This is a genomic window from Niallia sp. WK069_GA_01 (assembly GCF_983173855.1).
The window spans coordinates 477,733-491,172 of record NZ_OZ470138.1 but is presented as its reverse complement, the minus strand read 5'-3'; the positions used below and the strand labels follow the sequence as shown (position 1 = coordinate 491,172).

14 protein-coding genes are annotated in these 13,440 nt (G+C 35.5%); 3 read left to right on the top strand and 11 right to left on the bottom strand.

What is annotated here, in order from left to right:
- Positions 1–59: 59 nt before the first annotated feature.
- From AC5LWL_RS02340 to spoIIID, 5 genes are all read right to left on the bottom strand, one after another.
- On the bottom strand, positions 60–323 hold the full coding sequence (locus AC5LWL_RS02340) for a DNA-directed RNA polymerase subunit beta (protein ID WP_493432841.1): 264 nt from the start codon (positions 321–323) through the stop codon (positions 60–62).
- 155 nt (positions 324–478) lie between these two features.
- Positions 479–1,306 carry a flagellar hook-basal body protein gene (locus tag AC5LWL_RS02335; RefSeq protein WP_493432840.1) on the bottom strand — a complete coding sequence of 276 codons (828 nt, stop codon included), beginning with the start codon at positions 1,304–1,306 and terminating at the stop codon, positions 479–481.
- A gap of 41 nt (positions 1,307–1,347) precedes the next feature.
- Entirely contained in the window at positions 1,348–2,166 is an 819-nt protein-coding gene (locus AC5LWL_RS02330; protein WP_493432839.1) for a flagellar hook-basal body protein, read from the bottom strand.
- A gap of 363 nt (positions 2,167–2,529) precedes the next feature.
- Positions 2,530–3,531 (bottom strand): rod shape-determining protein, encoded by a 1,002-nt coding sequence (locus AC5LWL_RS02325; protein ID WP_493432838.1) that lies wholly within the window; start codon positions 3,529–3,531, stop codon positions 2,530–2,532.
- 746 nt (positions 3,532–4,277) lie between these two features.
- Complete coding sequence (gene spoIIID / locus AC5LWL_RS02320; protein WP_445488851.1) at positions 4,278–4,550, bottom strand: sporulation transcriptional regulator SpoIIID; 273 nt, start codon at positions 4,548–4,550, stop codon at positions 4,278–4,280.
- Positions 4,551–4,996: 446 nt separating this feature from the next.
- Between spoIIID and AC5LWL_RS02315 the strand changes: the two genes are divergently transcribed.
- The 3 genes from AC5LWL_RS02315 to AC5LWL_RS02305 all read left to right on the top strand — a co-directional run bounded on the left by AC5LWL_RS02315 (position 4,997) and on the right by AC5LWL_RS02305 (position 6,885).
- Positions 4,997–5,257: a hypothetical protein gene (locus tag AC5LWL_RS02315; RefSeq protein ID WP_493432837.1), complete on the top strand. Its 261-nt coding sequence runs from the start codon at positions 4,997–4,999 to the stop codon at positions 5,255–5,257.
- A gap of 135 nt (positions 5,258–5,392) precedes the next feature.
- Entirely contained in the window at positions 5,393–6,310 is a 918-nt protein-coding gene (locus AC5LWL_RS02310) for an FAD:protein FMN transferase (RefSeq protein WP_493432836.1), read from the top strand.
- Positions 6,307–6,885, top strand: a complete 579-nt coding sequence (locus tag AC5LWL_RS02305; protein ID WP_493432835.1) for a ferric reductase-like transmembrane domain-containing protein — start codon at positions 6,307–6,309, stop codon at positions 6,883–6,885. The genes AC5LWL_RS02310 and AC5LWL_RS02305 overlap by 4 nt, the downstream gene beginning before the upstream one ends.
- A gap of 324 nt (positions 6,886–7,209) precedes the next feature.
- Here the strand turns inward: AC5LWL_RS02305 and spoIIQ are convergent, their stop codons facing one another.
- From spoIIQ to AC5LWL_RS02275, 6 genes are all read right to left on the bottom strand, one after another.
- A complete protein-coding gene (gene spoIIQ, locus AC5LWL_RS02300; RefSeq protein ID WP_493432834.1) occupies positions 7,210–8,133 on the bottom strand; it encodes a stage II sporulation protein SpoIIQ in 924 nt (307 codons plus the stop codon).
- Positions 8,134–8,579: 446 nt separating this feature from the next.
- On the bottom strand, positions 8,580–9,602 hold the full coding sequence (gene spoIID, locus AC5LWL_RS02295; RefSeq protein ID WP_493432833.1) for a stage II sporulation protein D: 1,023 nt from the start codon (positions 9,600–9,602) through the stop codon (positions 8,580–8,582).
- 427 nt (positions 9,603–10,029) lie between these two features.
- Positions 10,030–11,337, bottom strand: coding sequence for a UDP-N-acetylglucosamine 1-carboxyvinyltransferase (murA, locus tag AC5LWL_RS02290; protein ID WP_493432832.1), 1,308 nt, complete (start codon positions 11,335–11,337; stop codon positions 10,030–10,032).
- A gap of 33 nt (positions 11,338–11,370) precedes the next feature.
- Positions 11,371–12,120 (bottom strand): YwmB family TATA-box binding protein, encoded by a 750-nt coding sequence (locus tag AC5LWL_RS02285; protein ID WP_493432831.1) that lies wholly within the window; start codon positions 12,118–12,120, stop codon positions 11,371–11,373.
- A gap of 267 nt (positions 12,121–12,387) precedes the next feature.
- The gene (locus AC5LWL_RS02280) at positions 12,388–12,624 is read right to left on the bottom strand and encodes a DUF1146 family protein (protein WP_493432830.1); all 237 of its coding nucleotides are present in this window, start codon (positions 12,622–12,624) and stop codon (positions 12,388–12,390) included.
- Between the two features lie 400 nt (positions 12,625–13,024).
- Positions 13,025–13,432 (bottom strand): F0F1 ATP synthase subunit epsilon, encoded by a 408-nt coding sequence (locus AC5LWL_RS02275; RefSeq protein ID WP_493432829.1) that lies wholly within the window; start codon positions 13,430–13,432, stop codon positions 13,025–13,027.
- Positions 13,433–13,440 lie beyond the last annotated feature (8 nt).

The window sequence follows — 13,440 nt, the reverse complement described above, 5'->3', positions numbered from 1 at the left end:
CCGCAGTCAGAATACGCTTCGCTTTCTATAGGACTATGCTTGAGCTGCAGTTATGTTTTTTATTTTTTATTTATTAAATCATTAATATGCGTCCAAGTTTCTTTATGAAATGTCTCACTTGCTTTGCCATTCCCCATCACGCTATAACCTATTACTGTCCCTGCACTTACGCTGCAAGCCATTAAAACAACAATTAAAAGGATTCGTAGCCAAATGGGAATAAGACGTACTCTGATTTTTTTTCTTGTAGAGGCAGTATTGCTTTCGTCTTGTTGTTGTTGATGTTGTTCTCTCGTTAGTGCTTGGCTGCTGTTTGCTGGCATTCTTCTTCTCTCCTTTAAAGGTAAATCCAGTATCCATTGCTAGGATCTCTTCGTTATGTCGTCTCTTTAGTTTACAAAGCAAATTTATGCTTCGAACTTCATGATTTCCATGCGTCGACCTTCTCCGCCCTAGTTATCCCCTTTTTATACACACTTTAGCGTATTCCATTTACTAATCCCATCATTTGATCTGCCATTGTTATAGATTTTGACTGAAATTGGTAAGCACGTTGTGTGGAGAGAAGATTTACCATCTCTTTGCTCATATCAACATTTGAATTTTCTAGTGCTTTTTGCTGAACGGCAATTTGCTCTCTTTGCGCTCCGTCTAAATCTGTCAGCGCCTCATTATTTTCAACATTTTCTGGCAATCCATATAAATTATCTCCTTTTTTCTCTAAAAATTGGGAGTAATTAACATAAGATACACCTATATCTACATTTTGCTCGCTTCCGTCCGGTAATACCGCCGTAATCGTTCCAGTCGCAGATACTTTATATTCTGTTACATTATTATTTAATAAAATGGGATTATTATTTTCATCTAAAACGGAGTACCCCTGTTTTGTTACAAGCATATTTTCATTTTCAGAAGCTGGTGTTAAATAAAAGGATCCATCTCTTGTATATTGTACTTCAGAGTCTTGTCCATTATTTACGAGAACACGGTATAGCTGCCCTTCTTTTGTAAATGCTGTATCCAATTGGCGCTCCGTATTTTTTAAAGATCCCTGTGTCATAACCGTTTGAGTCTGCGCTAATTTCGCACCAACACCTTGACGAATTCCGTTGGCAGTTAAACGATTTTCTTCTAAGTTTGTATTTTTTTGGTTATTGAACTGTTGAAAAAGCAAATCAGTAAATGTTGCATTTTTCTTTTTATAACCAGTTGTATCTACATTTGCCATATTATTACTTATTGTATCCATTTGCTTTTGTAATTGTGTTAGTGTGTTGGTTGCTGTTATCATCGTTCTATTCATAAATGCCCCCTAGCTGGGTATAATAAGCAGTAAATTTGGTGTTATACTTTCCCAATTTCATTTGCTGCCTTGTCCATACTTTTATCATAAGCTTGTAATATCTTCTGATTTGCTTCAAAAGATCTGTAAGCTGCCATCATTTCCGTCATTGTTTTTGATGTATCTACATTTGAATTTTCTAAGAAACCTTGTTTCAACTGAAAAGAAACACCATCAGCTGTATAGGCATTTTCAAGATTTTCACCATCTTGTTGTCGGTAGAGGCCATCTCCTTCTTTTACAAGAGCTTGCGGATTATCCGTATAATTTATACCTAATCGATACGCTTCCCCGTTGCTGCCTTGGACTACCCCTTCATTTGAAACCGTAAAATCATCATTTGCCAGCTGAATAGGGTTATTATTTTCATCCAATACATAATAACCATTAGAGGTTGTTAAGTTACCTTGTCCATCCACTGTAAAATTACCATTTCTCGAATAACGGACTTCCCCATCTGCATTTTGAATAGTAAAGAAAATAGATCCGTTTTTATTCTTCTCATCACCAGGAACAATATTATTCACAAGTGCCAAGTCTGTATTCATATCTGTTTGCTGCAAATCTCCTTGCACAAAATTCGGTATAGCCTCTTGCATATATACTCCTGTCGCCAATGAGCCTATAGGTGTTTTCTTTGTATTACCGGTAAAAGAATTCGCTTCTACACTTTGTTGCAAAAGTTCTGGAAAGGTACGAATGCTTGAAGAATCTGATTTATAGCCTGGAGTATTGCTGTTCGCCATATTATTTGTTAACATTTCAGTTTTTCTCTGTTGTGTTAACATTCCAGATGCTGCGGTATAAAAACCTTTAAACATAATGATCTCCATTCTTTTTATTGATATTATTCATTTCGAAATATGTCGAACTTATCTATATACTTTCTATTATAAAAAAAAAAGATAGAGAAAACAGCAGTAATTTGCAGAAAGTAAGCAAAAATGCCAATTAATTTCACCTGGCATTCATAAATGGCATATTTAGTAAGAAAAGCGCAAGCGCATTGAACAGCTCTGAAGAAAAACGATAAAAAATCGGCTATTCGGAAAAATTCCTAAATAGCCGATTTTTATGATTAAACTATTTAAGTTAAGGGTAGATAAAAAACAAAACAATCCATTAAATAGTGCTTTTCAAATGGTTTCTCTTCATTAGATAGAATGAACCCTGCTAAACCATTATTAGCCTAGTTTTTTCTTCGGTAAACGGTCAATGTTATCCAGCATAATCCCTGTTCCTATCGCTACGCAGTCCATTGGATTTTCTGCAACTAATACAGGCACTTTTAATTCTTCTGCTAATAATTGATCAATGCCGTGAAGCAGCGCACCGCCGCCTGTTAAAATAACCCCTCTGTCAATAATATCTGCTGACAGTTCTGGAGGAGTTCTCTCCAATACGCTTTTTGCAGCTTGTACAATAACTGCTACAGACTCTTTTAATGCCCGCTCAATTTCTTCTGAGTATACTTTAATCGTTCTTGGAAGACCTGAAACCATATCACGGCCGCGAATATCCATCTCTTCTTTTCTTGCACCAGGGAAAACGGTGCCGATATTAATTTTAATATTTTCTGCTGTACGTTCTCCGATCAAAAGCTTATAATGTCTTTTAATATACTGCAGAATCTCATTGTCAAACTTATCCCCTGCCATTTTAATGCTAGAGGACGTTACAATGTCTCCCATTGATAAAACGGCAACATCTGTCGTTCCGCCGCCTATATCTACGACCATATTTCCACTTGGCTGGAAAATATCCATTCCTGCACCAATTGCTGCAACTTTTGGTTCTTCTTCCAAGTAGATTTTTTTCCCACCGCTTTTTTCTGCTGCTTCTTTAATTGCTTTCTGTTCCACACTTGTGATATTTGTAGGACAGCAAATAAGAATTTTAGGCTTAGATAAGAACCCTTTTACATTTAGTTTATTGATGAAATGTTTTAACATTGCTTCTGTGACATCAAAATCAGCTATAACACCATCTTTTAATGGACGAATAGCTACAATATTGCCTGGTGTTCGTCCTACCATGCGGCGCGCTTCTTCTCCTACAGCAAGTACTCTTCCTGTGTTTTTATCAAGCGCTACTACTGAAGGCTCATTTAATACAATCCCTCGACCTTTTACATGAATTAATACATTTGCTGTTCCTAAATCAATGCCGATATCTCTAGCAAACATTAGTTTTCCTCCTGTCATTATTTTTTCTGATTAAACGACTCTTCCACTGCTTCCTGTTTTTTTGAACTAGAAAAACATCCTTGTATTGGAAATATTCCCTGACATCATTCGACACTTTTAGAATAGATAAAATAATTTCTTTCTAATGATAAAAGAAAACGAATAAATGGAAGTTTATTTATGTATTGAACAACAATGAAACATTATTTTTACAACCTTCATTCATTTCTCATTCACCTATTATTTGTATTCCATTCATTTGTAACATGAAAAAATATTTTTTAAATAATCACAATCGTTCTATATAAAATACAACGTATCGTTTTTTCTCATTTTTTCTCGTATTATTCAAGTTGTGAACATGCGTTCCTACTGCTTATTTTATGGTATGAATATTATCCCACTCTAATTTTCTATTTTATCATAACCGTGCTAAAAGAAATAACTTTTTGTAAAAAATTAGCGGTATTTCAGCAGTTTTTTTCTAGTTTATATACTATTACCTAATTAATAACGAAAAATGTTCGTAAATAGTTTCTATCTATTTAAAAAAAGAGAACGGAACTACACCCATTCCTTTTATCCGTTTACATAAATAGAGATTAAGTAATTTTTTCTATTTAAAAAAGATGAATTAAGATCATTTTATGTATAATTTTTTGTTCTATCGACGGAGATATCCCCATCGATAGAGGTTTTTTTGGACAAATTATTTCTTTTTCTAATCTCTTTTTTTCCGCTAATAATTACACTGTCTCCCCTTCAAGCTCTTCTTCTTTTTTATACTTCATTTTTGTTGCTTCCCCACCACGCAGATGTCTTATTGATTTATGGTAATCTAGAATTTCTTTCACTTCATTTGCAAGGTCTGGATTAATTTCAGGAAGCCTTTCTGTTAAATCCTTATGGACTGTACTTTTGGATACGCCAAACTCTTTCGCAATAACGCGAACTGTTTTTCTCGTCTCCACGATATACTTTCCAATCTTGATAGTTCTCTCTTTGATGTAATCGTGCACACCACTCGCCCTCCTTAAATTGGATGTGAGAAGTGTGAAATGAGACTCGCTTTTCGCTTCATAGAAATTCTTCATCCCGCACGTTTCCTTTCAGGTAAAATATCCTTGTTTCTCATGCGGCAGAAAGCATATAGCGCTTTCTGAACTTATTATGATTAAACATGTCCTCAGCTGTATATCCATATTTATAAACGACTCCTCACTCCAAACTTCATCTTTGTAAGGTTTGTAACATTTTATTAGCTTGGGCGGGACTTTATGCAGAAAACCGTGAATAGGGACAAGGTTTTGTCTATTTTTTTTCATTTTCCTTAAATTTCTTCCCTCAAAAGCCAACTTTTCTCTCCTTCCTCCGTTCTTAAATTAAGGCTTTTTTAAGAATTCTTTATTAACATGAAAAATAAGAAAACGCCGTTAACGATAAGGAACAGAATGGAGGAATATAAATGGCTAAGAAAAAAAGAACGAAATGGATAATTGGATTATCAAGTGTCGCTGCTTTTACTGGCTTTGTTGGTTTATTAAACAAAACAGATTCTGCTAGCAGCAATAATGCTGCTGCCTATGAAAACGAATCAACTCAAATAATGCCAAATAATCAAAATCCTTTTTCAGAGGATAATCAAAATAATGGCTCTTCCAACACTTGGAGTGGTGACTACGATGGGGATGCTTCAGAAGACAGAAGACAGCAATTACTCCAGTGAAGCTCCTAGTGATGGCTTCTATAACAGAGGAAATGGACAATACAATAATAATAATGAAGTCAACGGCCATGCCTCTTAACGTATTTAAGACATTACAGTACTTCCTAGAATTTCATTGCCAAGGAGTTATGTGTTATGTATGAATTTCCATGTATGAATACAAGTATTAAAGCATTTGATGTTCCTGAGAAAACAAGACATAAAGTACAAGCTCTTTTTAAAAAATCTGAACAGACATTATCAAGATTTGATTCAAGTAGCGAACTTTCACAGCTTAACAGGTCTTTTCATATCCCTTTTCTCTGCAGTTCTATTCTTTTTGCAGCAATAAAAACAGCTGAAAAATATTATAGATGTACGAAAGGGATCTTTAATCCTTACCTAGGGAAGCAAATAACAGAACTTGGGTATCACTGTAGTTTCGAAAATATCCAACAAACTGAAATTGTTCTTCCCATTCAGAGACTGAACACAAAGATAGATGATTCTATCAGCATAAATAATGGAATGAGAAGTATAACACTGCAAAAAAGAGTACAGATAGATTTAGGCGGCATAGCAAAAGGCTGGACAGCGCAATGTATTTCCGAACTATTGCAAGAAGAGGGATATTCTAACGGAGTTCTTGTTGCAGGTGGAGATATCACTGTCTGGGGAGCAAAAAAACAAGAAAAAACGATACGGATCGAACATCCTGTTTATGAACACTCACCTGTTTGCTCTTTTGTTTTACAAAATGATGCAGGTATTGCGACAAGTTCTATAAAAAAAAGAAAATGGCTAGCATCTTCTGGAGATGTTTTGCATCATATTCTCGATCCTAGGACATCCCTTCCAAGCGATTCAGATCTTATGCAAGCATCTGTAATTGCTCCAACGCTAACAGACGCGGAGGTTTTTGCTAAATGTTTGCTTGTACTAGGCTGGAAAGATGGGCTAGCATTGCTACATTCATTCCATAAACCGATTATATCGATCGGCATAACCACTACTGGAGAATTATTATATGATGGAGATTTAACTACTTATTTAAGAGGAGGTATTATTGTATGAATGAATTAAGCGAATTTTTCAGCATTTGGAATGTAACACGTGCTGCTGCCATAACTGCTTATCTGCTGCTTTTTATATCAATGGTCACTGGCATAACATTTAACCTTCCAATTGTTCCAAAACGTTACCAAACAATCACGCGCTCTACCCATGAAACTACTGGCTGGTTTGCTTTATTGTTCGGCATGGTGCATGGGTTGGTGCTTTTATTAGAAAAAGAGTATACCTCCTATACTTTACTAAATATTCTTGTTCCATTTACTGTAAAGCACGATGCGTTGGCACTTAGTTTAGGGATTTTTTCCTTTTACGGCATGTTATTACTGATCGTATCTACAGATTTCCTCAAAAAAATCGGGAAAAAGCTATGGAGACTTATTCATTTTGTTTCATTCCCCGCCTTTTTCTCTGCTTTACTGCATGGAATTTTAATAGGCTCCGATAGCAAGAATTCGGTTATGGTTTTTATGTATGTTTTCACAGGCTGTACAGTAACGTTGCTAACCATTTTCCGAGTAATTTATGAATATCAATCACGAAAAAAGAAAGTTGTCGTAGAAAGCAACCATCAATAGAAATAGCTCGGACATACTTGCTCATTAAATAAGAAAAGGCTGACCTGTGAATCGACCAAGTTAAAAACTCTAATAGTCGCAGATTTTTCACTGTTGGTTTATTCTGTTTAACAGGAATAATAAAAAGGAATTGAATGGATACGTCTACGTATATAAAGAGGAAAATATTTGCATTCATTCTGTTTTCTACAATCTATCTTTTTTGTTATAACCTCAATTATAGATAAAAAATGACAAATTTCTCGGGAAATAATTATACAAAAAATATAGTCCAGCAAGCTTATTTGCTCTTTTTGGCAAATGAGATTACTGGACTTATGTTTTTTATGCGTTTGGATCTGTTGTTACACTGCTTTCCGAATCATCTGTTGTTGATTTAGTAGAATCACTAGAGTTGTCTTCTTGCAAAGCATCTTCATCACTAGATTTAGAGTCACTATCTTCTAATGACGCACCTTCTGGAACTGTGCCGCTCTCATCTAATGTAGACTCATCATCACTTGCCTTTTTTTCTAATGACGCATTCTCTTCTGCAGCAGTGCTTGCACCAATTGTCTCATCTTTTTCTAAAGCGCTTAATGATTTATCAAAAAAATCAATTGGATTTACAGCAACATTATTTTTACGAATTTCAAAATGGACATGAACACCAGCTTCTTTATTAAAAGAACTTTTACCTGCTGTTGCAAGTGATTGTCCCTTCTCTACTTGATCTCCCTTTTCCACTTTAAAATCTTTTACTGATTGATAGACTGTTTTAATGCCATTGCCGTGATCCAATTCAATAGTATTACCTAGAACAGGATCAGTAGTTACGTTTGTAACGGTTCCACTTAAGGATGCGACTACATCAAATTCACTATCATCTTTCATTTTTAAATCAATGCCTGTATTCGGCTGATACATATTATCGTAGAATACTAATGCATTTACTTGTTTTTCTTTGTTTTCTGCATTATCATAAAATTCTTTCTGTGTCACGACAGCATCTTGATCAGCAACTGGCCATGAAAAATTTTCTAAGTTTTTACTCACCGGCAACCCAGGATCATTAAATTGTTTCGTTGGCGATTCACCTGCATCATATTTAAAATCATCACTGTTAGATGCACTGTTTTGATACCAAAGAACCCCTGTTAAAATAATGGCTGCACTAGCAATATAAACGGCTGGGAATGCCCAACGCTTTTTAAAGAAACGTTTTACTTTTGAATTTGGAGAAGTACGTTTGTTTTCTTCCTCTCTCATTATCATCACCTCAGCAATCATTCTGAACAGATAATGAGAATAATATACATTTTTCTAAAAAAATTTAAAAAAGTTATTATTCGACAAAATTGATTATGTTATTCACCTTTTACTATTTTTATTTTTTCCACAAAACAAAAGCTGACTTTAAAAATCAATTTAACGATTTTTGAAGTCAGCTTCTTTCTAACCATATATTTTTAATAAACATCCAACAAATAAATTTACACCCTAAACGATGAAAAATATACCGTTTGATTAAGTTCGTTGATAGGTTGGACAGGGAGCAGGCAGAATACACGAAGACTCCTATGGGATTTGCGGGAAAGACGAGACCCCTCAGAAGCTCCAAGGAGGCTCGTAGATGAGCCCTATGGAAAGCGAAGTGTATTCTGACTGCGGACTTATTGAGAGCGTAAGGAAGCCTCTTTTCAGCGTAGCCTAACTTATTTTTTTGCCGTATATTTAGTTAATAATTTATTGGCATCTGTCACCTGAACCCCTTTGTAATAATGCTTCACAATATCTTTATACGTCTTTCCTTCTAAAGCCATTCCATTTGCTCCATATTGACTCATGCCAACACCATGACCATAACCTTGCGTCGTAATAATTATACTGTCGCCTTTCCTAACCCATTCAAAATCAGTAGACTTTAGATTCAGCTTTTCTCTTATCTCTATACCAGTTAACACTTTTCCATTTATTTTTACTTTTGCAACTCGTTTTCCTGCTGTCCGTTCTATAATTTGCCCAACTTCTTGGCTGTTTGTTAGATTAACTCCCAACTTTTGTTCAAATGCTGGAACAGAAAGCACTTCTTTTCCTTCATATTTTGGGGACTTTGTATCCCAAGGGCTCTCTACACTAGTTAAATAAGGAATATCATTTGACCAAATGGCACTGGAGTTTTCTGTATAGCCATTGCTTGTGGAAAAGAAAGTAGCATCAATTGGCTGCCCATCATATGTAAGTATTTTCCCAGATGTAGCTGCCACAGCTTCTTCAATTTTTCTAATCTTCCAGTTATAATCTGATGCTTTCCATATTTTTTTTAATTCATTTCTGTTTTTATATACTTGATACTTTATAGAATCTCCAACTACTGCTCCATCTGGGAGGTCAATTGAGCCTCCGTTTTCCATCTTTTTTACAATATACGTTCTCGCCGTCAACGCTTGTGCCTTTAATGCCTCTGGCTTAAAATCTGCAGGCATTTCACTCGCAACAACACCAAGAACATATTCATCCAAATCTAATTGTTCTATTGTTTTTTTCTCTTCCCTATAAACTGCTACTTCTACAGCAGGCTCTGATGTTTTTTTGCTATTATCTGCTTCTTGCACATTTTCTCCTAACTTTCCACTTATCTTCGCCTCCATAAATGGAAGAACTAATATGGAAGGAATTAATAATGTGATGGCAAAAAGAATTACCCCTAGTACGATGAAAGGTTTGATTTTAATCATGTGTAAGCCTCCATATGAAATTTAAAACTGTGTCTTCTTAAACATTCATATGGAATGGGACATGCTTTTATGACAGGAAAATAGGATTAATATCGCTTTTTCAAAAAGTAAGGAATGGTTCTATCCCTATTATTTTTGCATATTATTTCATTAATACCCTTTTCCTTCTTACTATTTATGCAAGCTCCCTCGTACAATCCCTTCTTAAACGCATTACAGCCATGCTGCCACTATTTTTAAAGATTGGAGTACTTGGGGTTGAGTAATTTCTATTTAGAAGCAGGAAGAAGCCCTCTAAACCATTCAGCCGTATTAATGCAGGCAAAACAATCCATTAATCCAACTTCGATATAAAGTAAAGCAACAAAAAAACTGCAAATCTTATTTATCACAAGTTCGGATAAATAGGATTTGCAGTTAAAAACTATTATGCATTTAAATCAGCAACAAATGATGCTGTTAATGTTACTTCCTCTTCTTCTGTTACCCTTTCAATATCAGCGCCTATTGCAGCCAGTTTTTGATGAAAATTAACATATCCACGGTCTAGATGCTTAAGTTCTGTTACACGAGTAATTCCTTCTGCCACAAGGCCAGATAAAATTAATGCAGCCGCAGCACGAAGATCCGTTGCTGCTACTTCAGCACCTTGCAGGTTTGTAGGTCCATTCATAATGACAGAACGGCCTTCAATTTTCACATCACCATTCATACGTCTAAATTCTTCCACATGCATAAAACGGTTTTCAAAAACAGTTTCAGTAATCATGCTTGTTCCTTTAGCTCGTAGTAACAACGCCATCATTTGTGACTGCATATCTGTTGGAAATCCAGGGTGCGGCATTGTTTTAATATCTACTGCCTTTAAATTATTTGCACTAATCACACGGATGCCGTCTTCTTCTTCCTTAAACACAACACCCATCTCTTCCATCTTAGCAATTAAGGAAGATAAATGTTCAGGAACAGCACCTTGAACAAGGACATCTCCGCCTGTAATAGCAGCGGCAACTAAAAATGTTCCTGCCTCAATTCTATCCGGAATTATTGCATGTTCTGCACCGAATAAAACATCCACTCCTTCAATACGAATCGTACCAGTACCTGCTCCTCTAACTTTAGCTCCCATCTTATTTAAGAAATTAGCTAAGTCTACAATCTCAGGTTCTTTTGCAACATTTTCAATGATAGTTGTTCCTTTTGCCAAAGTTGCTGCCATCATAATATTTTCTGTAGCACCAACACTTGGGAAATCTAAATAAATTTTTGCACCTTGCAGGCGATCTTCAACAGATGCTTCGATAAAGCCATTACCAACCTGCACTTTTGCTCCCATTGCCTCAAAGCCTTTAAGATGCTGATCAATTGGTCTTGAACCAATTGCACAGCCACCTGGCAATGCCACTCTTGCTCTTCCGTTTCTAGCAAGCAGTGAACCCATAACCAAAACTGAAGCACGCATTTTACGAACATATTCAAAAGGTGCTTCCACTTTTAATTCTTTTGATGCATCTACAACAACTTCATTATTATTAAATTGTACTTCCGCATTTAAAAAGCGAAGTACTTCATTAATTGTATATACATCAGAAAGAGTTGGAACTGATTTAATAATACTTTTTCCATCACTTGCTAATAATGTAGCGGCGATTACAGGCAAAACGGCATTCTTTGCGCCTTCTACTTTAACCGTTCCATTTAACCTTTTTCCGCCGCGGACGATGATTTTATCCAAAGTGTATTCCCCTCCGCGTCCAATATCTCTATATTAATATTCAATCGTTATGATGGGTGTGCCAACTACAATGGTAGTTTTGCCGCCCATTCCTTGTGTTCTTATTCCTAATTGTAAATTCATTGCCTTTTCTTTGTTTTGAATTGTCTCATCAAATATTGGTGTATATGCAGAAGTTGAAATAAATTCAGCCTCTTTTAACGCCTCCATTTGTTTTGCTTGAAAAACACTTAGCAAATGGTTTACATAATAAGGCAAAGTCTCATTAATCTTATCATTGAATTCGCCTTTTATACAAGAGAAAATTGTTGGTTTACCCCGAAATATGGCAGAAATATTTTCTTTCATTTCCAACTGAAGCTTTTTATCTATTTTGTCATTTAACTCCTTCCCTTTTGCCTCATACATAATATATGATTGCGGGGTTTCGGTTGTTAAAGACATAGTAATGGTAAAAGTTTCTTCCATGTTTTGATTAGCATGTAAAAAAGCTTTCATTTGCCAGCTTTGTCGATTCTTTACTTCCACCCATTTTGCTTTCGGGAATTTTTTGCTTATTAATGTTTGATATTTTTTTGCATCTTCGAATGATTTAACATTCTCCAATTTTTCTCTTGCATTTAGAGACCATTCATTGATGGTAATATTCTTTTCGTTTTTCAGTAAATCATTTATAGTAAACAAATCAAGCTGTTTTTGCGCACTAATGGTGTTATTCCCAAATGTCCAAACAGCAAAACCCATTAAGATAGTTAAAGTGATATAAAATATATTATGCTTCATTATTAATTCCTCCCCCATACTACCATTCTGTCCATGGTGAGGGATTGCATACAGAGGAATTGTCGTCACTTTTTGACAAGAATATATTTTCTATCATGAAACATACTATCTATTAGGACAGAGGACTCCCGAACTAAATGGTGATGAAAAGAAGTCTCTTCTGATTGTTTTTTTGTGCACACGCAATTTGAATTGTACTGAAAAAAATCATAAAAGAAAACATGTACGAAGACCTATATTTATTGGTAAATTATTCATAATTGATTTTCACTGCATAATTAATGGAAGTTGTTGCGACCATGTTAAATAATCTAAAAAGAAATTGCTTACAAGTGAACCAATAATGATGGACAATAAAACATATAATACTCTTGCTTGAAAAACTTTGTTTGCCCGAAGGAATTTATCAAAATTTAAGGATTGTAATGCCCACCATGCTAATGCAATAAAGATAACATGGGAGGTGATGCTAAGTAATGCTTGTTGTCCGAAATTTGAAATCAAATAGACTCTTCCTCCAATCCAAAACTCTTCCTAAAATCACTAACTCTTATTTGACGAGTTTGCCTCCAAAAAGGTTTCATTTTTTTTATTTCTTGGCTACCCTGAATATAGGCTTTGGTTCTCTCAATGGGGTCCGCAGTCAGAATACACTTCGCTTTCCATGGGGCTACGCCTGACCCTCCTCGGAGCTTTGCTCCTGCGTGGCCTCACCTGTCCCGCAATTCCCATAGGAATCTTTGTCTATTCAGAATACTCCCTGCTAGCTAAAAAATTGGACGTATACTGAGGATGAATAAACCTTGTATTAAAAATACATTCATTAAAAAAGCATGATTATATTTTATGAAGACAAAAAACCTCTCCATTGTTACTTTGAACAATGGAGAGGTTTTTATAGCAATTAATATTTTTTTTCAACAATGGATATACGATTCATTGCACGTTTAAGAGCAAGTTCTGCACGATTGAAATCTACATGTTCTTGTTTCTGTTCATGTATTCTGCTTTCGGCACGCTCCTTAGCCCGCACGGCACGATCATAATCAATTTTTTCCGCACTTTCAGCAGATTGAGCAAGAACGGTTACTTGTTCTGGACGCACTTCCAATATACCACCGTTTACAGCAATATATTCAGAAGACTTACCATTTTTCAAGTGAATCGCTCCAATTTTTAAAGGAGCAACCATTGGAATATGGCCTGCCAATATCCCTAATTCTCCACTTTCTGCTTTTGCGATAACCATCTCAACGTCTGATTCATGCACCGGGCCATCAGGAGTTACTACATTGACTTTAATCGTCTTCATTTCTACCC

Excerpts from the sequence above, each read along its gene's own strand:
- AC5LWL_RS02340 (WP_493432841.1), bottom strand. The coding sequence starts at position 323 with ATGCCAGCAAACAGCAGCCAAGCACTAACGAGAGAACAACATCAACAA.
- AC5LWL_RS02305 (WP_493432835.1), top strand. The coding sequence starts at position 6,307 with ATGAATGAATTAAGCGAATTTTTCAGCATTTGGAATGTAACACGTGCT.
- AC5LWL_RS02330 (WP_493432839.1), bottom strand. The coding sequence starts at position 2,166 with ATGTTTAAAGGTTTTTATACCGCAGCATCTGGAATGTTAACACAACAG.
- AC5LWL_RS02325 (WP_493432838.1), bottom strand. The coding sequence starts at position 3,531 with ATGTTTGCTAGAGATATCGGCATTGATTTAGGAACAGCAAATGTATTA.
- spoIID (WP_493432833.1), bottom strand. The coding sequence starts at position 9,602 with ATGATTAAAATCAAACCTTTCATCGTACTAGGGGTAATTCTTTTTGCC.
- AC5LWL_RS02315 (WP_493432837.1), top strand. The coding sequence starts at position 4,997 with ATGGCTAAGAAAAAAAGAACGAAATGGATAATTGGATTATCAAGTGTC.
- AC5LWL_RS02275 (WP_493432829.1), bottom strand. The coding sequence starts at position 13,432 with ATGAAGACGATTAAAGTCAATGTAGTAACTCCTGATGGCCCGGTGCAT.
- spoIIQ (WP_493432834.1), bottom strand. The coding sequence starts at position 8,133 with ATGAGAGAGGAAGAAAACAAACGTACTTCTCCAAATTCAAAAGTAAAA.
- AC5LWL_RS02285 (WP_493432831.1), bottom strand. The coding sequence starts at position 12,120 with ATGAAGCATAATATATTTTATATCACTTTAACTATCTTAATGGGTTTT.
- AC5LWL_RS02310 (WP_493432836.1), top strand. The coding sequence starts at position 5,393 with ATGTATGAATTTCCATGTATGAATACAAGTATTAAAGCATTTGATGTT.
- AC5LWL_RS02335 (WP_493432840.1), bottom strand. The coding sequence starts at position 1,306 with ATGAATAGAACGATGATAACAGCAACCAACACACTAACACAATTACAA.